This window comes from Flavobacterium sp. B183, assembly GCF_023539155.1.
Lineage (GTDB): Bacteria > Bacteroidota > Bacteroidia > Flavobacteriales > Flavobacteriaceae > Flavobacterium > Flavobacterium tructae.
Map to the genome: position 1 here is coordinate 1141546 of NZ_CP097434.1, position 23689 is coordinate 1165234.

Here is a 23689-nt window from a genome sequence, read left to right on the forward strand (position 1 = left end):
TTTTTATTTTTTTTGATTTGGGTCGATTATTCGTTTTTGATTTGATTTATTAATGTGATTCTGTATTAAAGGGTAAAAAAGAGCTAAGACGTACCTGTTTTTTTAAGTATGTTGTTCAAAGCTGTAACAATTTGTGGGGCAAAATAGGCTAAAGTTTTATTTTATTTTTGTTTGTAATGAATGTCTGATTGCTGTCTTAAAACTTCGGCACATCTTTCAGGGGTAATGTCTCTTTGAGATTCGCCTAACATTTCATAACCCACCATAAATTTCTTTACTGTGGCTGATCGCAACAAAGGCGGATAGAAATGCATGTGGAAGTGCCATTCCGGATGTTCTAAACCATCTGTAGGTGATTGATGGATTCCTGATGAATATGGAAAAGAAGTACTGAATAAATTATCGTATTTGATGGTGAGTTGTTTTAAAATTACGGCAAAGGAATTGGTTTCTTCTTCCGTAAAATCAGTAATTTTATTTACAACTCTTTTGCTTACAATCATTGTTTCATAAGGCCAGGTTGCCCAAAACGGAACTAAAGCAATAAAATCATCGTTTTCGATTACTACACGATCACCCGTTTTTAATTCTGCCTGAACATAATCCTGAAGAAGCGTTCGGTTGTTTTTATCAAAATAAGATTTCAAATTTTGTTGTGTTCTTTCAACCTGAGTTGGAAGCGACGACTGCGCCCAGATCTGACCATGAGGGTGCGGATTACTACAGCCCATAATACTTCCTTTGTTTTCAAAAATCTGAACGTGATTGATGTATTTGATGCTTCCCAGTTCAGCGTATTCTTTTTGCCAGACTTTTACAATGCTCTCAATTCCTTCAATTTCCATTTCCGGTAAAGTAAGATCATGTCTTGGTGAAAAACAGACTACTCTTGAAATTCCCTGTTCGGGTTTTGTTTTAAAAAAAGTGTGCTTGATGTCTTCTTCAAATATAATTTCGTCCTGCTTCATTGCGGCGAAGTCATTTTCAAAGACAAAGCTGTCTTTATAGGTCGGATTGTGCTCTCCATTGGCGCGAACGTTACCCGGACAGAGATAACAGTTTGGGTCGTGCTTTGGAAGAGTTTCAGTTGCAAGAGTCTCGTTTTGCCCTTGCCACGGACGTTTTGCTCGATGAGGTGATACCAGAATCCATTCGTTTAGTAATGGATTGAAACGTCTGTGCGGATCTTCGTTGATGTCAAAGTTTTTCATTTATAGTTTTTGTGATGTTAAAGAAGTAGTCTTGTTCCATTAGAGATTGTTACATCATAAAATTTTAATTCAATCCCAAATGTATTTAAATAAAGATTTGAAAACTTATTTTTCACCTCATTTTCATGCCCTTTTTTTATAAAATTTATGGTACACCCCCCGAAACCACCCCCCATGAGGCGTGATCCAATAATAAAAGCGTCCGTTTTTGCCGTATTTACAAGCATATCCAGCTCTTTACAGCTAACTTCGTATTCTTGCGATAAACCATAATGGGCTTCGAAAAGTAATTGCCCCAAAAGTGTAATATTCCCCTGATCTAATGCTTCACAAGCTTTTTCAACACGATCAATTTCCTTTACTACAAAATGTGCTCTTTTAAAAATAGTTGTTGACATTTGATTCTGCAGCGTCAAAAGCTGTTCTTCGGTACAATCTCTAAAACTTTTTATTTGAGGAAAATGATGTTTTATAATCGCCAGCCCTTGCTCACACTCCTGTCTCCTGGTGTTGTATTCAGAGGTAAAAAGAGAATGTTTTACATTACTGTCAAACAAAACCAGAGCGTAATCTTTGAAATCGGCATTGTGATACTCAAAATCCAGGGTATTACAATCTAGTTTTATGACCTTATTTTCAAGACCATGAACACTCGAAAACTGATCCATAATGCCACAATTGATCCCTACCCAGTGTTCTGCCTTTTGCCCTAACAAAGCGATGTCGGCCTTTTTGATTTTTAAATCGAACAGCGATGCAATTCCGAAAATCATTCCACATTCTAAAGCAGCAGAAGAGGATAAACCGGAACCTACCGGAATGTTGCTGCTAAAGACACAGTTGAAACCTTCAAACACAAAACCGTTGTCCTGTAATTGTTTGATTACGCCACGAATATAATTGGTCCAGACCTCTTCGCTTAAAAGAATTTCTGCAGTTAAATCAATTTCAAAAGCCTCGTTCAAATCGATGGCTATTATTTTAGAGCTGTTGGTATTGTTCTTTTCAAAAGCAAAACAGATAATCTTGTCAATAGCCGCCGGTAAAACATAGCCGTCGTTGTAATCAATATGTTCTCCTATAATATTGATCCTTCCGGGAGAGAGCACCACTTTTTGCGGAGCCGACCCAAAAGACTTTTCAAAAAAAGCGGTTGTGTTTTGTATTAAAATATCATTCATTAGGTAGTGGTTGAAAGAAATAGCTTTTAGTTCTTGGTTGTTTTTTTAGCAAATATTAGGTTATGTTTTCAAATCGGTAAAGGGTTTTTTGATGATAGGTTTCCCCTTTTCGTAAAACCGAATTCGGAAAATGTTTGTGGTTTGGGGCATCCGGAAAATTTTGTGCTTCAAAACATATTCCGCTAAATGTATGATAATTAGTGTTTTCTTTTCCTTTTAGAGATCCAAAACAATTTCCGCCTACATATATATGTACGCTGGGCTGATCCGTAATAACCTTCATCTGCAAATTGTTTTCGACACTGGATAAAGTGGCGGAAACCGCTTTTTCAGACTCAATTACAAACGAATTGTCAATAGTTTCCGGGCATTTTTTAGCCGTTCTGAAATCAAAATCATGGCCAGAAAGAGCAATGAAATTCCCGGTTGGAATATTCTCAGTATTCGTTTCCAACATTTTGTCAGAAGCAATAAAGAGGGTTTGGTTTAACAAATCCCGATGATGTCCGTCAAGATTAAAATAAGTGTGATGCGTAAGATTCACGATCGTATCTTCAGTTGAGGTCGCTTTATATTCCAGTTTTAATTCGTTTTCTTCTGTTAGGGTATAAGTCAAATCAACCTGTAAAGCCCCAGGATAATTCTCCTCTAAATTCTCACTCAAAAGACTTAAAGTTACCGAAGGATTATCGCCCGAAGTAATATGGGTAATGTTCCATGTTTTTTGTCCAAAGCCAATATTCCCGCCATGTAAAGCATTACCATTGTTGTTGGTATTCAATTGAAATGTCTGGTCGTCTAAGGCAAAAAGACCCTTGTCGATTCGTCCGGCATAACGCCCAACGGTAGCGCCAAAGTAAGGAGCGCTTGGTAAATGATAAGAAGCCAGATAAGATTCTAAAGTATCGAAACCTAAAACAACATCAACAACCTCACCTGTTGCAACCGGAATTAACAAAGAGGTCAGTGTTGCACCGTAATTGATAATTTTTGCTTTCATTCCGTTTTTGTTGCACAATTCATAAGAAAGAATTTCTTCGTTATCGGGCAATAAACCAAATGATTCCATGGCAGATGTATTCGGAAGGTGCGATATTTGTTTTATATTCATATTTTTTTTGCCAAAAATGAAAACCAAAAATAGAAACAATATCTGTTTTTACATACCAGTACCTACCAGTTTTTTGTATATTGCACCAAAATCCATTTTGTATGAATATAATTTCTATCCAAAGTAATATTGGTTTGCCAAAATACAGACAGATTATTCTCTCCGTAGAGAAAGCAATTGAGGAAGAAAAATTGGTAAAAGGCGATCGGCTTCCGTCTGTCAATAAAGTTTGTCTGGCATTTTCGCTGTCACGTGATACGGTATTGTTGGGATATGACGAGCTTAAAAAAAGAGGTATTATTTATGCCATTCCGGGTAAAGGGTATTATGTTAAAAGCGTTGAAATCAATATCAAGCAAAAGATTTTTTTACTTTTTGATGAGTTAAACAGTTTCAAAGAAGACATCTATAATTCGTTTATACAAAATATTGGAAAGAACGTTCAGGTTGATATTTTCTTTCATCATTTTAATGTTCAGGTATTTCAAAAACTGATTACCGACAGTAACGGAAATTACACCAAGTACATTATTATGCCTACCAATTTAACCGATGTGGCAGAGGCAATAAAAAACCTACCAGTAGGGGAGGTTATCATATTGGATCAGACCAATCCGGATTTGAAATTGTATCCGGCAGTTTATCAAAATCACGAAAAAGATATTTTTGAAGGTTTAGTTAACGGGAAAGCAAGAATGGATAAGTACAAAAAACTTATTTTGATTTTTCCGGGATTTAGAGAACCGTTGGGAATGAAAACCGGTTTTATTGCTTTTTGTACAAAGTATGATTTTAAGTTTGATATCATCACAGAATTTACAAACGGAGAAATCAATGCAGGTGACTTGTACATTATACCAAACGATCGTGATTTGGTTCGCGTTATTGAAAATGCCCAATCGCAAAGCCTTAAACTTGGAACGGATTTTGGAATTATTTCTTATAACGAAACTCCTTTGAAAAAGATTGTGGCTAACGGCATTGCCACCATTTCGACCGATTTTGAAATGATGGGAGAAATTTTAGCCGATATGGTGCTTCACGGACACAAGCAGCAGATAGAAAATAAATCGTCTCTTTTGATTCGAAACTCATTATAATTATTCCGTCTGCGCTTCCGGATTTAAGAAACTACAGACGAATTACTTTACAAGTTTAAAACAAAATTGTTGCGTAGTTTTTCCTCGTATTTTTCTTTATTGAAAGTGTAGAGATACGATCCTTTTCGGGAAGACTGCATGTCTTTTTCGTCCAGTTTGTTCAGGATTCCCATCGTGTTAATCTTAGTGATAAAGTTTCTTTTGTCCAGTTCTTTGCTCAAAATAGCTTCGTACAACTCTAATAATTGGCGCATGGTGAATTTCTCGGGAAGTAATTCAAAACCAATTGGCTTGATCGAAGTTTTATAACGTAATATTCTGATCGCTTGCTGCACCATTTCGTTATGATCAAAAATTAAACTCGGAGCATCGGCAACACTAAACCATTGTGCATGATAATTTTCAATAAGTTCGGCATTGTGATCTTCAATATTAATCAAAGCATAGTACGAAACCGAAATGGTTCTTTCTAAAGGGTCACGATCAATTTCGCTGTAGGCATAAAGTTGTTCCATATACACATCGTTTAATCCCGTATACATTTTTAAAACTCTTATCGCAGCATTGTCGAGTACTTCGTCTTGCTTTAATAAACCTCCCATCAAAGACCATTTTCCTTTTTCAGGCTCGAATCCTCTTTTGATTAAGAGAATTTTCAAACCTTCGCGATCAAACCCAAAAATAATACAATCTACTGCTAATAAAACTTTATCTGCAGAGCTATAACTGTTAAGCATATTCAAATTTTTAGTGGTAAATATATAATCCTGTTAATTTCGTTTCTCAATTTTTTAAACGTTGTGTATACACTTAATAAATGTAACCGTCTGTAAAAGTTACATTAACTGCTTTGATTGAGACTTCAGTTACAAAAGTAATGGTTTTTTAATGCTAAAATCATTATTAAAGCGGTCATTTTTTAACCTTTTTTACAAGTTTTTTTAAATAAAATATCATTTTACATGGCAAAGCGTCACTTTTACACAATAAAATAAGAAGATAATTCTTACTTGTTATAAATGCTTTCAGGACCGTTTTTTGCTGCTAAATTGATTGCGAAGCGAAACGAGTTGGCGCTGTCAATTGATCAATTTTTGAACGAGGGATGCATTGGCGAAATGAATAAGCATTCCTGAAAAAGAAAGACGATTCTGATAGGACCTGGTGAAAGGAAATACAATTTATAACAAAGAAAACATTGCGGTATTTCCTTACGACTCTAAGACAAATATTGGTTTAATCCCAGTAAAATAGAGGCTATATCGTGATTTTTTTTGCTTTTTTAAAAGGCAAATTACCAGATTATTACGCAAGCAGATTTAAAAAGACAGCACAAATTTTAAAAATTCTTAATTTTATTTAGTCTAAATAAGATAGTTTTGCGTCATATTTTTATTTCTATGGAAAAGCAATATCTAAACATTAACGCCAAAAATTTCCCGGAGATTTATGATTTGTATTGGAATGAACTGTTTTGTTTTTGCAGACATCATACCGGCGACGAAGAAGCAGCAAAGGAAATTGTACAGCAAATTTTCATCAGTATCTGGGAAAGGCGGGAACAACTACAAATCGAAACTTCCGTCAGAGCATATTTATACGGTGCTGCAAAACTCAAAATAGTAGAATATCATCGAAAGCAGGTTACTAAAAAGAAGCACGAAAGTACTCATTTTGCCGAAATGAATAAAGTTTCCAACAATACAGAAGAGCACATTTTGCATAAAGATTTGCTTCGGGAACTACAGTTGGCCATCAGCACACTTCCGGAACGTTGCAGGCAGGTATATTTAATGAGCAGAGAAGACGGGATGGATAACCGTTCTATTGCCGCCTCTCTTGTTATTACAGAAAAAGCCGTTGAAGGAAATATTACAAGAGCGCTTCGGCACATTCGCGACCATTTAAAAGTTTTTCGCAGTTTGGTCATTTTTTTTACTCCCCTATGTAGGGTTAGCGAGGACTTGTGCAACTACATCATTATATAACAAAACCAAGACTGTGTTTATTACATCCGATTTATTAGAAAAATATGCGCGAAAGGAATGCAACGCTGCCGAAAGGGTAACAGTGGAGCAGTGGTTAAGTGTTATAGATTTAGAACGTGAAGTTATTACCTCTCCGCAACAAGCCGGGTTAAAAGAAGAGATTTGGAGCAATATTGCTTCCAGAACGATTCTTGCAAAACCAAAATCTCAGAACAGATTTCTTTATGCTGCCCTAACAACTGCGGCCTGTGTGTTATTTGGGATTGTCAGTTTACATTACTACAATTCATCAACATTTGCTTCGCAGATTTTAGTAAACAATTTAAACGGTCAGGAGATTAAGAAAATAAACATTGGTAGTTTATCTTTCTTGGTTGAGCCGGGCAGCCAGTGCAACATTTCAATGGATTTTTTGGGTGAGGCAAGCGATGTTAAGTTTTGCGGGGCCGTTTCGGTTATTAGCGATTCGGCAAAAGTACAGGAATTTAATATTGGCACCGGAACTTCAGGTTGTACAACGGTGTATCAGGACAAGGTAAAATTGCAAAAAGGACAAACGTATCTCGCCATGACAGATGCTGACTATGAGGTGATAACGGCAACCAGAGATGAAATTGCCGAAGGTTTACCAAGAGTATTTAGCTCCAGGCTGTCGGAACGTTTTAAATTATAAAAAAATAGAAATAAGAAGTATAGAAAAACCGATATAACTGAAATAGAGATGTTATTGGTTTAGGGAACAAATTATCAGTGATGCAATTTAAAAGATTTTTTTTAACGGTTATTTTAATGATCATATGTACTGCAGTTTATGCTCAGAATAATAGGAATGCCAGTTTTACAGGTTATATACTTGACGATGACAATCAGCCTGTTGCCGGTGCCGAAATTCAATTGCAAAATACTGCCGTGGTAGTGAAAAGTAATAGCTCAGGGAAATTTGTTTTTCAAAATATTGCATCAGGAAAGTATCAGTTAGTGGTATCGATGACGGGTTATCAAATCCGGGAAATGGCTGTTGTTGTCGGACAGAATCAGAAAGAAGAAATTGTTATAGCGTTAAAATCGAATTCGGTTGTGTTAAATTCTGTTGATTTGTTTGGCAAAACGATTGAAACCAAAATCAAAGAACAGCCGTTTGCCGTTTCTGTTATCAGTACAAAAAAATTAGCCGAACGCGATGTCGATTTAAATCGTTTAATGGATGGAGTATCTGGTATTCGCGTACAGGAATCTGGTGGAATGGGCTCTGAAACCAATTATTCGATTAATGGATTATCAGGTAAAGCCGTAAAGTTTTTTGTAGATGGAATTCCGATGGAAAACTTCGGATCATCCTTCAGCATCAACAATTTTTCCATCAATACACTCGAAAGAATCGAAATCTATAAAGGAGTTACTCCGGTGTCCTTTGGTGCCGATGCACTGGGGGGTTCTGTAAACCTGGTAACACGCAGCCGACTTAAAAATTATATCGATGTGTCGCAAACCATAGGTTCATTTAATACTTATCGTACAGCAGTTTCCGGAAAATGGAGAAATGAATCCGGCTTTACGTTGCAAACCAATTCTTTTTTTAATTATTCCGATAATAATTATCAAGTTTGGGGTCCAACGGTAGAAGTTGCGGGAGAAAATGGAAGACCGATTCCGGGTTATCCAAGATTCAGAAGATTTAATGACGATTATAAATCGTACACCATTAGAACTGATATTGGGTTTACCAATGTCAAATGGGCAGATGCCTTGCTGTTAGGTTTTACTTTAGCAGATCAGGACAGAGGAATACAGACCGGAAGAACAATGGCTTATGTGTATGGAGACGTGCGCTATAATGAGAAGTTTGTTATGCCTTCTTTGCGCTATTCTAAGAAAGGGTTTTTATTTTCAAATTTAGATGTAGATCTGTACGCTTCTGTAAACAAGTTAAGAGGTACAACTACAGATACCAGTTCTTATAAATACAACTGGACAGGAAAACCTATCGGAACAGTAGATGGAGAATTGGGCGGAATTAGATCAGGAAAGTCCATTTATTCGTTTCAGGATCGTACACAGTTGGCGAGAATTAATTTTGTATATCACCTAAAAGAAAATCAGGAGGTTAACTTAAATTATGTGTTTACCGGTACCAGAAGAAAAGGCAGTGACGCTATTGCGGAAGCTGATTGGACAATTCCGCTTAGACAACCTCAGGATCTGAACAAACATATCGCAGGTTTATCGTATGAGATTTCTTCATTTGAGGACCGTTGGAAGAATATTTTCTTTACAAAGTATTTTGCTTATGAAGCCAATGCTGTTGTATTTGATTACAATGGCGGGAGTTCTAAGGAAACTTTTTATCAGAATACAAAAGACAATGCATGGGCTTTTGGATACAGCTCTAAATGGTTATTACCAAAAGACTATACCATAAAATTTTCTGCCGAAAATACTGCCCGGTTACCTGAAGCCATAGAGCTTCTGGGCAATTGTAATACGATTGTAAATGCACCGGATTTACAGCCTGAAAGAAGTTTCAATGTGAATGCATCCCTTCAGAAAACAATCCGTAATACGGTTCAGAATGTAAATTTCGGTCTTAATGTTTTTTTCAGAGACACCAAAAATCTGATTTGGTTAACAGAGGGGGACTTGATGGGAACCGCCCGCTACGAAAATTTAGGAAAAATACGTACGCTTGGGGTTGAGGTTGAAGCCAATTATGCCCGAAAGCAATGGCTTGAAACATCATTCAATTTTACGTATCAGGATATCAGAAACATGCAACGTTTTGAAGGAAACGGTGCACCAAATCATGTTTATAGAGACCGATTACGAAATACGCCTTACGTAATGGCAAATGCAGAGGCGAGATTATTTCTGGATGAGATGTTTCAAATGAAACCTAAAATTTCATTTTTTGTTAGCACACATTATGTTCATCAGTATTACTTAGGCTGGCCAAGTCTGGGAGAAGCACGCGAGAAAATGTACATTCCAACCCAGTTCGTTCAGGATACCGGTTTTGGTTACACTTTTGGAAACGGACGTTACAGTGCCAATTTCGCCTGCCGCAATATTTTAGACAAGCAAGTTTATGACAATTACTTACTGCAAAAGCCGGGAAGGTTTTTCAGTTTGAAACTAAGATATTTTTTACAATAACCAATTAAATTTAAAATCAATGAAAATGAAATCGTTCTTAAAGAAAACAACATTTATGGTTTCTGCTGTTACTGTGTTTGCTGCAGTTGTAAGTTCTTGCAGTTCAAAGTCAGATGAAGTAGAAGTCGAAACGGCACAGCATTTTACAATTGCCAGCTGGACTCAGGATTTGCAATATATCGCATCGGTACCTTCATTATCAGAAGGATCTTTAACTTTTAAAGGCAAAGGTATTGAGGCCAACGGATCTCGTTATATCTGGCACAAACAGTATGTTTATTTGATGAACCTTCCGCAGAAAAAATTCATCCAATACGAAATGGGTAAAGACGGAAGTTTAAAAGAAAAAGGGGCTATACTTACAGACGGAGTGGTTCCGAATTACTTTCAATCGCTGAATATTGTAGACGATAATACCATGTTGGTTCTTGGAGGACTGGATATCAATAATGGTACTGTGGGCTGGGCCAGAATCAAACTAAGTGATTTCACAATCGAAGCAAAAGGAACATTGGCCGTACCATACGACGCCGTTAAAAAAGGAGTTCAGTTTTCTGTCGGAAGAGCATTCGTAGACAACGGGAAGCTTATTCTTGGTGGTTATTTTTACGACAACGAATCAAAATCATATACAGTTGATGGCGTAAGAGCTTTAGTTTACGATTATCCTGCAATGAATAACTTAAAAGTAATCAAAAGTACTGCAACTGAAGGTGGAGTGGGTTATGACTACTTAAATTCATTAGACAAAGACGAAGAAGGAAACCATTACTTTGTAGCGAGTGCCGGTAAATTCTGGACAGGTGTAGGCGGAAAATCAGGAGTGGTACGTATTAAAAAAGGCGCAGCAGATTTTGATAAAGATTATTTTATTGATGTAACAACACCATTAGGAAAACAAGCCTGTTTGATGGGAATCAATTATGTGGGTAACGGAATTGCAATTGGTACCGTTCAATACGAAGAGTTAATGACTTCAGTAAGAGACCGTTTAAAAAACGTAGGGCAGTTGGTTAGAATTGATTTGAAAAACAAAACAGTTTCGTTGATTAATACACCTTTAAGCCCAGTTTCAATGGTGCGTTCACCATTGGTATACAAAGGAAAGTATTACACCGCAATTAGTCCTGTTGATGCTGTAGCCTCAATTTACGAAGTTGATCCTGCTACAGGAGCTTTCAAAAAAGGAACTACTTTAGATGGCGGAGGTTCTGTTACAGTTAATTTAATAGCTCCACATCCAACAAAATAATAGTAAACTCAAGTTTCTAATTGAGTAAGTATGGCCGGAAGAAATTCCGGCCATTTTTTGTTTGGGATGAGTTTGTAAAAAATGTCACATTCAGATAAGACTAATTCGTAAACCATATAAAATCTTAACTTCGCAAGAACAAAAATGCAATCGTGATGAAACATTTATTCAAGGCAGCCGTAAAATGGACTTTTAAAGAAAAAGGAGAAGACGCAACAAAAAGATTTTACAGCAAAAGCCATCAGATTACCATAGAAGGGAAACCAGTTTTAAATGTTTCGGCTGCCAAAGCTTTTAAAGGAGATCCTGAATTGTATAATCCCGAAGATTTATTGCTGAGCAGCCTCGTTTCCTGTCACATGATGTCCTATCTGTATGTATGTTTTCAAAACGGAATAGAAGTTCTGGAATATTCAGATCATGCAGAAGCAACCCTTGAAGTTTCTCCTGATGGAAGCGGGCGCTTTGTTGCCGTTCACCTCTACCCAAAAGTAAAAATTGCAAACGCCGATCAGATTGAACTGGCCAATGCACTTCATACCAAGGCCAACCAATTGTGTTTTATTGCCAATTCTTGCAATTTTCCTGTTTCACATTACGGAAGTTGTGAGGTTTAGAACCTTTATTTCTGTTAGTGAACTTCTGTGATTTTAAAGCAACAGCAAATAAGTAGAAGTCTCAACTTTACAGTTATATTATTTTCGGGCCACTTTACTAGCCGAATTTTTAATTTCGAACAGTTTCATTATTTCATTGGCTTTTTCGATCTGATTAATTTCTTTTAAGGATTGTGCATAGCGGTAATAATACATGGCCTCCAGATCAGCATTCATTTCAATAAGCTGGCCATAATATTTAGCAGCCGTAACCAAATCACCTTCAAAATAAGCTCTGTCAGCCACTTTTGCAAGCATTTCCGGTGTTTTGTAACCTTTGTCGATTACTTTTTCGTAGGTCGTTACCACATCTACATTGATGTATTTCTGAGGTTTAGTGGGAGCAATTACCGCGACTTTAACGGGGTTAATGACATTGGTAACCGTTTTAGAAACAGTTTTAGGCTGCAAGTTTTCTTCCGCTATTTTTACTTTTGCTTTTCCATAAATGGGAGTTACTGTTCGGGTGTTGTTCGGACCCAGATTGTAGGTATCGATCATACTTATTTTTGGGACTTCGTATTGGGTAATTCTTTTTCCAAAAGCCATATTAACGGTTTCTTCGACATAATAGCCCACAATAACAAGTCCGTCTTTAGGGGTGCCGTCCAATAGTAAAGTTGCGTTTTCGATTGCTGCCGGAGTGGGAGCTGAATGCTGACCAAATGAGTTAAACGAAAAAACAGGCACCATAATGAGTAAAAGTGTTGCATACGTTTTCATGATGTTTAAATTAGTTTGTTGAAAATATCAGAACTTTACTTAAAGGTACTTATAGTTCTTTGGTATATTTTATTTAATCTACCAACGACCTTTTAAAAACGTTAAAACGCTCTTTCGGACTGCTTAATCCTTCTAAATATTCCTGATTTTAAGGCAGGTTTTTTCTGTTTCCTGATCAGTAAAAGGTTTCTGCACTCCTTGCGTAAACCTTTGCGCTCTTTGCGGTTAAAAAATAGCCCACGGATTGTACGGATTCGTTTCACGAAAACACGGATCAGCACGGATTTTTTTATATTATTTGTCTGAGGATAATTTTTATTCTTAATGTTATAAGTTCTTTTTAGATGTCCTTTAGAAATCCGTTTTTATCAGCGTTTTCGCAAAGCGAATTTGCGTAATCCGCGTTCCTTTTTTTAGTGCTAATTTGTGTTCAACATTTCGATACAGGCTTTTTCGATTTCCTGATCGGTAAAAGGATTTAAGGCTTTTGCCAGCATTTTACTGGTTTTGATACAGCTGATCATTTTGGTTCGCAGATCGAGATCATCTCCAATTTCGGTTTTAAGAATCTCTTCGAAAATCTCGGTTAAATAAGCGGGCTGATCTCTAAATTCTCCTTCCATCCAGAGTGTCGATAGAAATTGAGCTACAGCAGTTATTACGTTATTTTGATCTTTAGGGCTTTGATTTTCTTTTGGCATGGCGTTTAGTTTATGGTTAATAATTATACGAAAAAACGTACTTTTGTTTAAGCCGCAATTAAGCGATAGATAGCATGGTATCGAAAAACGTAAGATTGTAAACCACTAAGCAAAGCTTGTGTTTCACAATCTCCATAAATTCTCAACAATTTTAAATATCTTTGAATTATGAGCACAGCAACAAAACCAAAACATATCGGCAGAAACATTAGCCGAATCAGAGAGCTTAGAGGAATGAAACAAGAAGCCCTGGCAATTGCTATTGGTGTAAGCCAGCAATCGGTTTCAAATATTGAAGGAAGCGAAACAGTTGATGAGGAGAAATTGGCGAAAATTGCTGAGGTACTTGGTGTTTCTGCGGAAGCTATCAAAAACTTTTCAGATGAGGCAGTTTTAAATATTATTGGAAATACTTATCACGACAGCAATGTTGTTAATGGAAGTGCATATAGCTGTAATTTCAACCCTCTCGATAAAGTGGTGGAGCTTTACGAACGCTTGGTTCTGGCTGAGAAAGAGAAAGTAGAATATTTAGAAAAATTGTTGAAGGGGAAGTAATTCTTTTTAAACATATCATTTATATAAAAGAGAGGTCTCGTTTGAGATCTCTCTTTTTTTTGTTTAGTGCGTCTGTTTACATTTCAAAGTTCTTGTAACAAAAAACGAAATAAAAATATTTTGTTTCAGTTTTTGTAACAAAATTGAAATTTTTTAAAAATTGTTACAGCTTTTGAAACAAATTGGAAGAAAAAAATAATTTGTTACAGGTTCTTTTTGAAAATGAAATGGCAATCAAAGTTCGATTGATAAAGTTGTAGAACTTTACGATCGTTTGATTTAGGCTGAAAAGGATAAAGAGGAGTATTTAGAGAAGTTTATGAAAGGGAAGTAGGTCTTTTAAAGATATTTTCTTAAAAAAAAGAGGCTTTTAAGCCTCTTTTTTAGTTTGAACAAAAATCAACAAAACTTTTCAAATGCCTAAAAGAGGAATTGTATTATTCTTTCTATTTATTGCATTAAGACTACAATATTTTAATTTTGATCTTTTTTATCTATTAAAGCATTCTCACCAACCGTTAGCTTTCCATCAATTTTCTGAAGAAAAGGTATTTGATTTATAAACATATCAAAATCAGATTGAGAGACAAACCCTTCACCAATTAATTCAGTAAATAAATCACGACTATCCTTTAAAACCTCTAAACCTAGCTTTATATTTTCTAATTGTTTTCTTTTTAAATCTTCCTCGGATTGTTTAATATTTAATGCCTTTAAATAGAGTGAGTCTAAGTTTACACTTTGATCTAATTCTTGTTGTAATATTTTTTTCTCAACATTTATTTTCAGTTTTTCTTCCTTTATTTTTTCTTTCTCCTCATATTCTTTTTCTAATTTCCCTGACGCAAACTTCTTTGCACCTTCTAATAATTCACATGCATCATCTTTAGCTTTTTTAGAATTGAAATATGCTCTTAAAGTAACAACAAGTGATCCCTTTTTTATTTCTTCTATTTCAACTCTAACTCCTTCTATTTTATTTAATATTTCAATAAATTGATAAATAAATTCTAAAGGCTTATGAGTTTCGTTTTCTTTAGTTTTAAAATTTATTAAAATCTCACTTGATTCATAAAGTATATTATCGAAGAGATTGTTAACGTAAGAATATTCATATTCTAAGCTTGTGAGCCCTATAAAAGCCGTTTTTTTTATATTTTCTAAAGAAGATAAATTTCCGTTTAAATTATTGCTAATCGATAATCGATTAGTTACATCTACTAACTTGTTAAAGGCATTGTCATGTTGATAATGGTAAATACTATTGTTGAGCGTTTGAAAAGTATTAAAAGCTAAACCTAACATTTCATTTGATTGACTATGTATTAAAATTTTATTATAGTCTGACAATATTCGTTTAACATTATTTAAAATAAGAGAATTAAACTCTGTACTTAGATCTGTCAAATCCTGAACATTTCTTTCAAGTTTAAGAACTAGATTCTCTAATTTTTTTGATTCTTCAATAGAAGTTTCTCCACTTAAATTTAATCTTTCAACAGTTGACATAAAGTTGTCAAAAATATTCTCATCGTAATTTTCTGTTAAATCAAAATCAATAACTGTTTCTATCATTTTTTTTATTTTTTAATAGGTTCTGGAAATTCTGCAAATGTTCCGTTCCAAGGATAACTTTTACCATATACAATTGAATAAACGATATCTGGGTCTTCATTATTAATTTCCTCAAGAAAGTTTTCAGCATCACTTCTTGTAAGGAATGAATTTGCTAAATAAACAGGAAGCCTGTGTACTTGTTGCTTTTTAATTTTATATTCCATAATTGTCCAAATTTTTTAAATTAAAGTAAATATCTTATTAATTTTGTTATAAAAGATATTTGTTTATATTAAAAAAACATGAGGTAAGAACTTTAATTATCATTTTTCATTTGTGATTAAAGAATCATCAACATCTAATGTTTTTCTTTCTGAAAATATGAGGATATATTAGTTATGATACTTTTTGAGGCTACAAAAATGCTATAATGAAAATTACAACGCTTTTATCCTTACAAAACTCTAAGGTAATTAAACCCTTAATTTCTCAGCAAGATCAAAAAGAATTCTCAATCTATGATGACGGTGGAATTTTCCCTTCTGCAATATATTTTAAACCAGTAATTCCCGGTAAAAACAAATACAAACTTCCATCAGTACGAATGAAACGGGTCAGACCAGGAACTTCGTTATAGGTGCCGTTTTTATTGAAAGCAAAAGCGGAATCATAGGGATTGGTATCCGAAACTTGTGGACCAAATAGTGGATCAACACCGCTGTAATTTGGAGAATCATCGGGATTTCTGAAACCGCCCATTTCTAACCAGAGTTTCGTAACGAAGCGAAATTGAAAATCGAGAACAGCTCCAATAAACAGTCCAACGAGTCCTCTTTGTATACCGGCTTTTTCATTAGGATCATACACGGGACCATAAGGCGAAGCGCGTCTTACAATTCTGTGGGTTTCGGCATTGTTGTTGTTTCCGGTTACATTAAAATCGTCCCGTGGGTTTGCTCTTCGTATGTGTGCTGCATAAGGACACTTTAACCCGTTTTCGTCACTGCTTTGATCGCCATGTTGGTTGGGACTTGGTGCTAAATAATTGAAGTTCGTAAAATTGAAATTTTTAGAACTTGGTTCTCCCAGAGTTTTATCTTCCTTGTCAGGAGAGACCACAAGAGGCGTACCATCGCGCCAGCGTCCGCACATTTTGGCAGCCATCAATTCGGGTGACGTTTTAGGGTCTGAATGGATGAATTTGTTGAACTTCGCTTCATCCTGATACAATAATCTAAATGCCGCAAAGGAACCGTTTACCAAAAGGGGATGTGCATTATAATCATCGGCATCCGAACTTATTACAAAACGATCCAGCGGAACTTTTGGTCTGTCGTCGATACTGCTTATTCCCATTAATTTTTTTAGTTTGGGTTTGTTCCATACAATATCATCAATACGTGGCTGAGATAAACTGTCCCGATAACCAAAATGTACATAATCTGAATTACCATCGACCGTTATAGGATCTGAATCCTGATAGTAGACCGGAATTACTGATGCTCCTCCCGATGCTGCTTTGGGAATCATTTGCAACAAATCGGTATAATATTTTTCTCTGTTTTTGGGTGTTAAAGTAAAAAGCGTTAATTGAATATGAAGATCACTGCCGTCCGGTTTCGGTTTTTGCTTTGGTATCCAGCCTCCATTTTTCCACCAGTTAGCCGGAGCGCTTTCGTCTGTGTCTCCCATTTCGGTTGCGTCAGCTATAGCTCCTTTTTTAAAGGATGCAAAGACTTCGGCACTTGAATCATCATTTATTTCGTCGCAATTGACTGTCCCTATGAGTTTTTCCAAACCCCAATACGTAAACCCGATATTCAGACAATAATCGGGTTTAACCATGTTTTCCCAAGGTTCAGCAGTAGTAATATGCAAACCTGTGGTACTATTTTGTGAAGCAAGACCGGCACAGAATTTTTTTGCTCCATTAACGTCTTTTATGCTTAGAATAATGTATCTGATATGTGGAAAATTATACCCTTTGAGTATTAATCCCTGCACATCATTCATCTCAGCCTGATTTGAATTGCTCATTTTTTATCGCAATAAGATTAGGAATTATTTGCAATCCGGTTTTTGGGCTTTTGGAAAACTATAAGTGATATCACTTGGAGCTGGTGGCCATATTTCACTGGCTTTTGGATATTTATCAATAATCTTGGCGACTGTAAGACCCGGGAAATTGGTGCCAAAAGTATATTTTCCGTTTTTATCGCCGGCAGAAAAAACAGGATCTCCAAAATTATAACGCATTAGGAAACAAAAGAATGCTGCTGCATTTTTTTTAACTCCTTTCTTTTTTATGATATGTTTTGCTGAGGTCGGTCCGTCCGGGTCTACGCCAGGAATTCCTGTTTCATCTATTAAATGTAACAGCCCATTTAAACCATTTACTACGGCGTCAATTTCAAAAAAAGCATTGATATAAGCATCAAATTGTCCGTCGTAGATTGACATTACTACCATTACGTCTTTTCCCGGAAAAGATTGAAATCCCGGAACCGGAATTCCCGGAGTAGGTTTTCCGTCTTCTTGTGCATAAATTGTAAAATAATGCACGCCGGTTGTTTTGCGGAGATCTCCGTTTGGAGCTGTTGCAGGAGCTGCAGCTTCTCTAATTAGCTGAGAAGCTTTTAGTGCCTCTGCCAAAAGGCCTTTTTTTAACGGAAGAAATAAAAATAGCAGATGTTGTTGCTCTGTAATAGGTACTGTAATTACTTGTGATGTTGACATGTTTTAATAGTTGATTTGTTTGTCCTACTCTTTTCAGGCTTTTCGGAGGTGCCTCTTAATTGCTTAAGCAAGACGAATTTATGGATACTAAAAACAACTCATCCAAGTACTTATACCTGATTTATGCGAAAAAATAGTGCTTAACGTTTCTTGCGTAAACCTTTGCGCCCTTTGTGGTTAAAAAGATAGCCCGCGGATTGTACGGATTCGTTTTACGAAAGCACGGATCAGCGCGGATTTTTATTATTGGTTACCGATAAAAGGTTTCTGCGTTCCTTGCGTAAATCTTTGCGGTCTTTGCGGTTAAAAAAACAGCACACGGATTGTACGGATTCGTTTCACGAAAGCACGGATTAGCACGGATTTTTATTATTGGTTACCGATAAAAGTTTTCTGCGTTCCTTGCGTAAACCTTTGCGTTCTTTGCGGTTAAAATAAAAAAGCGCCACAATTTTCATTGCAGCGCTTCTTTATTTTTTAAAACTCTAAGGTAATTATACCCCTAATTTCTTAGCAAGATCAGAAGGAATTCCTCCTTTGTTTACCATTAAGGCAGTCGTTTTGTATTTCACGAAGTTTTTAGTTACAAACAAGAAACCTTTGTAGTCGTTTGTTTCTCCCCATGAATTTTTAACGATGTAATATTCTTTTCCAGTTTGATCTTTGGCTAAACCAATGATGTGCATTCCGTGATCATCTGTTGTAGTGTAGTTGTCAAATGCTGTTTGACGCATTTCCGGAGTAATCTCTGGTTCCGCTTTTGGTCCGTTGAACATGTCTGCTTTTTCTTCAGCCGTCATGTCGTCGAATTTTTTAGTCGCCACATAAGCTACACCATTTTTCCAGCTAAAGCTTTTTTCGCTTACGTCAGTTGCCCATGCTACCGTGTATCCTTTTTTCAAAGCATTGTCGATAACATCTGTCATGTCGTTTACTTTTACGTTGTAAACTTGATCAAATGACCAGTTGTCCGGTACCATCATAGTTGTTTTTTGGTAGTACGGAGAAGTTGTGAAAGATGACATTTCGATATACTCATCAGGATTAATTCCTACTACTTCTTTAGCAAAAGATTGCGGAGTATAGTTTTTTCCTTTGTAAGTAAAGTTATCCGGTGTTTTTCCTAAATAAGAGTCGATAACAGCAGCGTATGCTTTTTGCCAGTTTGGAGTTAATTCTCCGTTTGGATTTTTCACTACAGCAGCCAAAACACCTTCGATAAGAGCGGCCATTTCGCCAAATTTATTTTTGTCGGTTCCGTAGTTTAATCCTGTGTAAACTTCTCTCGGAACAGTTCCGTATTTTTTGTACATATTAATTACATCGTGTAATGCACCACCGTCGCCTAAGCTAACCGCTCCGTGCATACGTACGTAATTGATTCCTTTTTCAACATAAACGTTTCTTGCCGAAAAAATCTGAGACAATTCAACCGGTTGTTTTCCTAGACGAATCATTTCTGATTCTAAGAAAGAGTTGGTCGAATAACTCCAGCAAGTTCCTGATGAACCCTGAGCTTTTACTGAGGTAGTTCCAAGATTAATAACTTCAGTGAATTTAAAGTTTTCTTTACTTTTTTCGCTTGCATTCAGTTTTAGTGAATTCACTAAAATGTCCTGTGCAAAACATCCAGTTGCCCCAACAAAAAATACAGAAGCTGCCAGTACTGATTTGAATGAAAATGTATTCATAATTTATGTTTAAGATTTTGATAAATTAGTCTCTCGTGTTTCTAATTTGTTACAAAACAATTAAATTTTAACTAATAAAACTAACCTGTAACCGTTAATTTTTATAAAATGTTTTTGTTAAGCTATATAAACTTACAAAATACGCAAAATACAAACAGCATCAAACCCTACCAGTTTTTCAACCGGTAGGGTTTGATGTTGATAGAGAATCTGCTAGGTAACCTCTTACTAGTTGCTAAGTCTTGAGGTTTTTTTGCCGTATTAGCATCTGTACAGATTTTAGATTTAGAAGTAGATAATTTTATTTTTTTGCTAGTCCGGGAGGAAATCCTGCCAGGATTTTTTTGACAGAGGACGCAATAAATTCCTCCGGATTGTTAGGTTGGCTGTCTATTTTAGCATTACCTATTCCTTGCCATATCAGTTTTTTTGTTTTCGTTGATACAATATCGATGATTAGTGAGCCATCGACATAATCATAGGTGTTGACGAAAGTATTGGCGCCTCCCATCATGACACCTCTGCCCCAATATCCATACGGACGATACATGCCACCATAGCCATAGAAGTCAGTGTTTGCCGATACCTCAGTTTTGTTTTTTAAGATTGATATAGCATTGATTTTTAGATCCGGGCTAGCTGTAGTTTCTGTAAAACCTTTACTCAGCATTTCGCTGCGGATGGCTTTTGTAACACGGTCAACGTTTAATTGACTAACCTGGCCTTCCTGTGCTTTTAAGTCGTAAACGGCAAAAGTTTTATACTCGCTGAAATTGGTGTCACGATCGTAATCGGTGGTAACTCGTACAGTTGGAGAGCAGCTGTACAGTAAACCCAATAAAAACAGTGGGATTATACGAAGATTCTTTCTTTTAATATTCATCTTTTGGTATTTAAATTAATGATTAAATTAGTTTAATTTGATATTATTAAAATATTGATTAAATCCGGAGTATAGGTAAAGTTGTGTTAAATGAAAATAGTGGTGTTTGTTGTAAGTTGTTGTAATTTAGTTAATTGCTTCTCTATCAAAGATAAATGATTTTATTTAAATGGCATAATGCGAGGTCCTTGCTTTTGATGAAAAGAGGAGAGTATAATCAATTTTACTTATATTTTAGCCCAATGTTTTCTGATATAAATGCCGATGTAATATGAAAATAGTACAATGCAACAGGACTATTATCAATATACAATTGGTATTAAAATGCAGGAATAAAAAAAAGCCACTCGATTATCGAATGGCTTTCCATGTAAACTTTAAGAAGTAAACTATTCTATTTCAGAAACTCTCATGGTATTTACCATTCCTTTTTCTTTAATTGGCATTGCTGCAAGATTGATTAAATAATCTCCTTTTACAACATATCCTTTTTCTCTTGCAATTTCGTTAACATCAGTTACAGTATCATCTGTGCTTTCGTCTTTGTCATAGAAGTAAGATCTTACTCCCCATAACAAATTCAATTGCGTCAGGATTCTTCTGTTTGAAGTAAATACTAAAATATGTGCAGATGGTCTCCAGGCTGAAATTTGGAAAGCAGTATAACCACTATTTGTCAAAGTACAAATCGCTTTTGCTTTGATTTCATTAGCCAATAAAGCTGCCTGATGACAAACTGTTTTAGTAACAAAACGTTTTGTTTTAATTTGTGGTGTGTTTTGCGGAACCTGAATAAGCGGAGAGTCTTCAACTGCCTCGCAAATTTGTGTCATTTTTTGAATAACCTGTACCGGATAGTTTCCTGTAGCTGTTTCACCTGACAACATTACTGCATCAGCTCCATCCATTACTGAGTTAGCAACGTCGTTAACTTCAGCTCTTGTAGGCGTTAAACTAGTAATCATTGTTTCCATCATTTGTGTTGCAACGATAACCGGAATTCTTGCCGTTTTTGCTCTGCGGATCAGATCTTTTTGTACCAATGGTACTTCGTGAGCAGGAAGTTCAACCCCTAAATCTCCACGAGCTACCATTAAGGCATCACAATATGCTACAATTTTATCCATGTTCTCAAGAGCTTCCGGCATTTCAATTTTAGCTACAATTGGAATTTTATGTTCTGAATGTTTTGCGATTAATTCTTGAAGATCTTGTAAATCACGAGGTGTTTTTACAAACGAAAGCGCAATCCAGTCTACTTTTTGTTCGATCGCGAAAATCGCATCAGCAATATCTTTTTCTGTTAAAGCCGGTAAAGAAATTTTAGTGTTTGGAAGATTAACTCCTTTTTTAGATTTTAATTCTCCTCCCTGAATTACTTTAGCGGTAACTTCTGTTTTTTTGTCTGTGGTAAGAATTTCGAAGATTAATTTACCGTCATCCAATAAAATACGTTCTCCCGGATTAACATCATTTGGGAAATTTTGATATTTCATGAACACTTTCTGAGCGTTTCCTATGATATCTTCAGCAGTTGTAAAAGTAATAACATCACCATCATTTACTACTGTTCCTTCCTCCATTACCCCAACTCTAAGCTTTGGTCCCTGTAAATCACCTAAGATTGCAGTAGTGTAACCAAACTCTTCATTAAGACCTCTAATAATATTAATTTTATCTTTTACTCCGTCGTAATCAGCATGCGAAAAATTGATTCTAAACACATTAACCCCTGCCTCGATCATATCCTTGATAATCTCCCTCGTACTACATGCAGGCCCAAGTGTAGCAACAATTTTGGTTTTTTTGTTTGTTTTTAGCATTTTTTTTAAAAAATTAGATTGTTTTTTGATTTTATCTTGTCAGTATCTACAGCATAAATTGCTGCAATACTTTCTATTTTGTTTAATTGCTGTTGAATTTCTGAAAAGTCAAGAGCTTCTTCGCTATTGTCTATTTTCAGGAAAAAATCTACTTTTTTGAATTCAGGAAGTAAATGAATTGTTGTTGAAACCTCACTTGTTTCATTGGAAAACAAATCTTGAGAATCATTTTTACTCACTGAAATGATCTCATTTTTATTCTGAATCAGATTCCATGAAACTGCTTTTTCGGAGTCATAATAATAAAATCTCGAAAAATTTGCCTCGCCTTCTTTAGTCTGAGCATGGATCTCGTTTTTGCTCTTACTTAAGTTTATCGGAAGGTTTTTATTGATAAAATAGGCCAATCTGTAATCTTCTAATGAAGTGTGAATTGCCATTAAATAATAATCAATTTCGTCAAATTCGTCTAAATCCAATCTATGAATAGCCATGTCATGAAAAATAAAGTGTAAATATACTATTTCTAACGGAGCATCAATAGTTAAGAAGTGTATGTTTTTGTTAAATTATAAACGAAAACGTTATAGCTTTAAGATAGTTACAAGTGTTTTGTAGCTATTTCTTGTCTATTTTTTCCTGAAATGCAAAATATGCCCTTTGTGAGGCTTTTTCTTCTGCTTTCTTTTTTGAGGTTGCTCTTGCTCTTGCAATGACTTTATCGTCTATGCTTAATTTTACGCCAAACAAACGTTGGCCATCAATGCCGTTATCTTCAAAAATGTCGTAATGAAAGATTCTTTTTTCTTTCTGACACCATTCGATAACCAAACTTTTATAGCTAATTACTTTTCCTTCAAGTCGTGCTATATCGACATAAGGAGTGATCACTCTTTTTTGAATAAACTTTTCGCAAAACGAATATCCTTTATCCAGATAAATAGCTCCAATAAGAGATTCAAAAATATTACCATGAATATTTTCGCCAAAATGCTGAATAGGAACTTTGCTTTCTACAAATCGAACGAGATTGAGGTCTTTGCCCAATTCATTCAAATGTTCGCGACTCACAATTTTCGAGCGCATTTTGGTAAGGTAACCTTCGTCGCCTTTGGGCGCTTTATTAAACAAATGTGCTGCGATAACGGCACTTAACATTGCGTCTCCTAAAAACTCCAAACGTTCGTAATTAATCGGATGTCCTGATTCGTCTAATTTATTGGAAGAGCGATGTGTAAAAGCTTTCTTATAAAAATCGATAGAAACAGGCTGAAATCCAAGTATTTTCTGAATAGTGTCAAAAAAAATCCCGTCTTCTTGAGAACGGGATTTTGAAAATATTTTTTTGATAATATTCATATGCAGAAA

At 35.6% G+C, this 23689-nt stretch carries 22 protein-coding genes; 7 read left to right on the plus strand and 15 right to left on the minus strand.

Translation table 11 applies throughout. From position 1 onward, the window contains the following. Nucleotides 1-161: 161 nt before the first annotated feature. The 3 genes from M4I44_RS05090 to M4I44_RS05100 are packed head-to-tail and all read right to left on the minus strand — an operon-like array spanning nucleotide 162 to nucleotide 3503. A complete protein-coding gene (locus M4I44_RS05090; RefSeq protein WP_070906170.1) occupies nucleotides 162-1211 on the minus strand; it encodes a UDP-glucose--hexose-1-phosphate uridylyltransferase in 1050 nt (349 codons plus the stop codon). Between the two features lie 17 nt (nucleotides 1212-1228). Next, entirely contained in the window at nucleotides 1229-2392 is a 1164-nt protein-coding gene (gene galK / locus M4I44_RS05095) for a galactokinase (protein WP_017496926.1), read from the minus strand. A 55-nt stretch (nucleotides 2393-2447) separates the two neighbouring features. Continuing rightward, a complete protein-coding gene (locus tag M4I44_RS05100; RefSeq protein WP_249966694.1) occupies nucleotides 2448-3503 on the minus strand; it encodes an aldose epimerase family protein in 1056 nt (351 codons plus the stop codon). A gap of 101 nt (nucleotides 3504-3604) precedes the next feature. Here M4I44_RS05100 and M4I44_RS05105 point away from each other — a divergent pair, with 101 nt between their 5' ends. Further along, nucleotides 3605-4603: a GntR family transcriptional regulator gene (locus tag M4I44_RS05105; protein ID WP_249966695.1), complete on the plus strand. Its 999-nt coding sequence runs from the start codon at nucleotides 3605-3607 to the stop codon at nucleotides 4601-4603. Nucleotides 4604-4650: 47 nt separating this feature from the next. Here the strand turns inward: M4I44_RS05105 and M4I44_RS05110 are convergent, their stop codons facing one another. After that, a complete protein-coding gene (locus M4I44_RS05110; RefSeq protein WP_017496929.1) occupies nucleotides 4651-5340 on the minus strand; it encodes an NUDIX domain-containing protein in 690 nt (229 codons plus the stop codon). 663 nt (nucleotides 5341-6003) lie between these two features. On the opposite strand from M4I44_RS05110, the gene M4I44_RS05115 reads away from it, so the two are divergent. The 5 genes from M4I44_RS05115 (at nucleotide 6004) to M4I44_RS05135 (ending at nucleotide 11610) form a co-directional block, all read left to right on the plus strand. Beyond that, a complete protein-coding gene (locus M4I44_RS05115) occupies nucleotides 6004-6591 on the plus strand; it encodes an RNA polymerase sigma factor (RefSeq protein ID WP_249966696.1) in 588 nt (195 codons plus the stop codon). A 13-nt stretch (nucleotides 6592-6604) separates the two neighbouring features. After that, nucleotides 6605-7264 carry a hypothetical protein gene (locus tag M4I44_RS05120; protein WP_017496931.1) on the plus strand — a complete coding sequence of 220 codons (660 nt, stop codon included), beginning with the start codon at nucleotides 6605-6607 and terminating at the stop codon, nucleotides 7262-7264. 116 nt (nucleotides 7265-7380) lie between these two features. Continuing rightward, on the plus strand, nucleotides 7381-9741 hold the full coding sequence (locus tag M4I44_RS05125; RefSeq protein ID WP_249966697.1) for a TonB-dependent receptor: 2361 nt from the start codon (nucleotides 7381-7383) through the stop codon (nucleotides 9739-9741). A 25-nt stretch (nucleotides 9742-9766) separates the two neighbouring features. Next, nucleotides 9767-10993 (plus strand): DUF4374 domain-containing protein, encoded by a 1227-nt coding sequence (locus M4I44_RS05130; protein WP_249966698.1) that lies wholly within the window; start codon nucleotides 9767-9769, stop codon nucleotides 10991-10993. A gap of 155 nt (nucleotides 10994-11148) precedes the next feature. Beyond that, nucleotides 11149-11610 (plus strand): OsmC family protein, encoded by a 462-nt coding sequence (locus M4I44_RS05135; RefSeq protein WP_249966699.1) that lies wholly within the window; start codon nucleotides 11149-11151, stop codon nucleotides 11608-11610. 78 nt (nucleotides 11611-11688) lie between these two features. On the opposite strand, the gene M4I44_RS05140 is transcribed toward M4I44_RS05135, so the two are convergent. Continuing rightward, a complete protein-coding gene (locus tag M4I44_RS05140; protein WP_089076667.1) occupies nucleotides 11689-12372 on the minus strand; it encodes a tol-pal system YbgF family protein in 684 nt (227 codons plus the stop codon). Between the two features lie 419 nt (nucleotides 12373-12791). Then, nucleotides 12792-13073 (minus strand): hypothetical protein, encoded by a 282-nt coding sequence (locus tag M4I44_RS05145; RefSeq protein WP_249966700.1) that lies wholly within the window; start codon nucleotides 13071-13073, stop codon nucleotides 12792-12794. A gap of 168 nt (nucleotides 13074-13241) precedes the next feature. On the opposite strand from M4I44_RS05145, the gene M4I44_RS05150 reads away from it, so the two are divergent. Further along, nucleotides 13242-13631, plus strand: coding sequence for a helix-turn-helix domain-containing protein (locus tag M4I44_RS05150; RefSeq protein WP_249966701.1), 390 nt, complete (start codon nucleotides 13242-13244; stop codon nucleotides 13629-13631). Nucleotides 13632-14105: 474 nt separating this feature from the next. Here M4I44_RS05150 and M4I44_RS05155 read toward each other — a convergent pair whose 3' ends face one another. The 9 genes from M4I44_RS05155 to rnc form a co-directional block, all read right to left on the minus strand. Continuing rightward, nucleotides 14106-15206: a hypothetical protein gene (locus M4I44_RS05155; protein ID WP_070906161.1), complete on the minus strand. Its 1101-nt coding sequence runs from the start codon at nucleotides 15204-15206 to the stop codon at nucleotides 14106-14108. A 5-nt stretch (nucleotides 15207-15211) separates the two neighbouring features. Further along, nucleotides 15212-15412, minus strand: a complete 201-nt coding sequence (locus tag M4I44_RS05160; RefSeq protein ID WP_070906160.1) for a hypothetical protein — start codon at nucleotides 15410-15412, stop codon at nucleotides 15212-15214. A 292-nt stretch (nucleotides 15413-15704) separates the two neighbouring features. Then, a complete protein-coding gene (locus tag M4I44_RS05165; protein WP_249966702.1) occupies nucleotides 15705-17225 on the minus strand; it encodes a hypothetical protein in 1521 nt (506 codons plus the stop codon). Between the two features lie 24 nt (nucleotides 17226-17249). Then, complete coding sequence (locus M4I44_RS05170) at nucleotides 17250-17924, minus strand: hypothetical protein (RefSeq protein WP_249966703.1); 675 nt, start codon at nucleotides 17922-17924, stop codon at nucleotides 17250-17252. A gap of 494 nt (nucleotides 17925-18418) precedes the next feature. Beyond that, nucleotides 18419-19615 (minus strand): aminopeptidase C, encoded by a 1197-nt coding sequence (locus tag M4I44_RS05175; protein WP_017496941.1) that lies wholly within the window; start codon nucleotides 19613-19615, stop codon nucleotides 18419-18421. 301 nt (nucleotides 19616-19916) lie between these two features. Further along, the gene (locus M4I44_RS05180; protein WP_249966704.1) at nucleotides 19917-20453 is read right to left on the minus strand and encodes a DUF4136 domain-containing protein; all 537 of its coding nucleotides are present in this window, start codon (nucleotides 20451-20453) and stop codon (nucleotides 19917-19919) included. A gap of 434 nt (nucleotides 20454-20887) precedes the next feature. Further along, a complete protein-coding gene (gene pyk, locus M4I44_RS05185) occupies nucleotides 20888-22321 on the minus strand; it encodes a pyruvate kinase (RefSeq protein ID WP_070906157.1) in 1434 nt (477 codons plus the stop codon). A gap of 5 nt (nucleotides 22322-22326) precedes the next feature. Further along, nucleotides 22327-22815 carry an IPExxxVDY family protein gene (locus tag M4I44_RS05190; RefSeq protein ID WP_017496944.1) on the minus strand — a complete coding sequence of 163 codons (489 nt, stop codon included), beginning with the start codon at nucleotides 22813-22815 and terminating at the stop codon, nucleotides 22327-22329. A gap of 124 nt (nucleotides 22816-22939) precedes the next feature. Beyond that, entirely contained in the window at nucleotides 22940-23680 is a 741-nt protein-coding gene (gene rnc, locus M4I44_RS05195) for a ribonuclease III (RefSeq protein ID WP_017496945.1), read from the minus strand. Nucleotides 23681-23689: the final 9 nt, after the last annotated feature.

Coding starts and splice junctions, on each gene's coding strand:
- M4I44_RS05090 (WP_070906170.1), bottom strand. CDS start 1,211: ATGAAAAACTTTGACATCAACGAAGATCCGCACAGACGTTTCAATCCA.
- galK (WP_017496926.1), bottom strand. CDS start 2,392: ATGAATGATATTTTAATACAAAACACAACCGCTTTTTTTGAAAAGTCT.
- M4I44_RS05100 (WP_249966694.1), bottom strand. CDS start 3,503: ATGAATATAAAACAAATATCGCACCTTCCGAATACATCTGCCATGGAA.
- M4I44_RS05105 (WP_249966695.1), top strand. CDS start 3,605: ATGAATATAATTTCTATCCAAAGTAATATTGGTTTGCCAAAATACAGA.
- M4I44_RS05110 (WP_017496929.1), bottom strand. CDS start 5,340: ATGCTTAACAGTTATAGCTCTGCAGATAAAGTTTTATTAGCAGTAGAT.
- M4I44_RS05115 (WP_249966696.1), top strand. CDS start 6,004: ATGGAAAAGCAATATCTAAACATTAACGCCAAAAATTTCCCGGAGATT.
- M4I44_RS05125 (WP_249966697.1), top strand. CDS start 7,381: ATGATCATATGTACTGCAGTTTATGCTCAGAATAATAGGAATGCCAGT.
- M4I44_RS05130 (WP_249966698.1), top strand. CDS start 9,767: ATGAAATCGTTCTTAAAGAAAACAACATTTATGGTTTCTGCTGTTACT.
- M4I44_RS05135 (WP_249966699.1), top strand. CDS start 11,149: ATGAAACATTTATTCAAGGCAGCCGTAAAATGGACTTTTAAAGAAAAA.
- M4I44_RS05140 (WP_089076667.1), bottom strand. CDS start 12,372: ATGAAAACGTATGCAACACTTTTACTCATTATGGTGCCTGTTTTTTCG.
- M4I44_RS05145 (WP_249966700.1), bottom strand. CDS start 13,073: ATGCCAAAAGAAAATCAAAGCCCTAAAGATCAAAATAACGTAATAACT.
- M4I44_RS05150 (WP_249966701.1), top strand. CDS start 13,242: ATGAGCACAGCAACAAAACCAAAACATATCGGCAGAAACATTAGCCGA.
- M4I44_RS05155 (WP_070906161.1), bottom strand. CDS start 15,206: ATGATAGAAACAGTTATTGATTTTGATTTAACAGAAAATTACGATGAG.
- M4I44_RS05160 (WP_070906160.1), bottom strand. CDS start 15,412: ATGGAATATAAAATTAAAAAGCAACAAGTACACAGGCTTCCTGTTTAT.
- M4I44_RS05165 (WP_249966702.1), bottom strand. CDS start 17,225: ATGAGCAATTCAAATCAGGCTGAGATGAATGATGTGCAGGGATTAATA.
- M4I44_RS05170 (WP_249966703.1), bottom strand. CDS start 17,924: ATGTCAACATCACAAGTAATTACAGTACCTATTACAGAGCAACAACAT.
- M4I44_RS05175 (WP_017496941.1), bottom strand. CDS start 19,615: ATGAATACATTTTCATTCAAATCAGTACTGGCAGCTTCTGTATTTTTT.
- pyk (WP_070906157.1), bottom strand. CDS start 22,321: ATGCTAAAAACAAACAAAAAAACCAAAATTGTTGCTACACTTGGGCCT.
- M4I44_RS05190 (WP_017496944.1), bottom strand. CDS start 22,815: ATGGCTATTCATAGATTGGATTTAGACGAATTTGACGAAATTGATTAT.
- rnc (WP_017496945.1), bottom strand. CDS start 23,680: ATGAATATTATCAAAAAAATATTTTCAAAATCCCGTTCTCAAGAAGAC.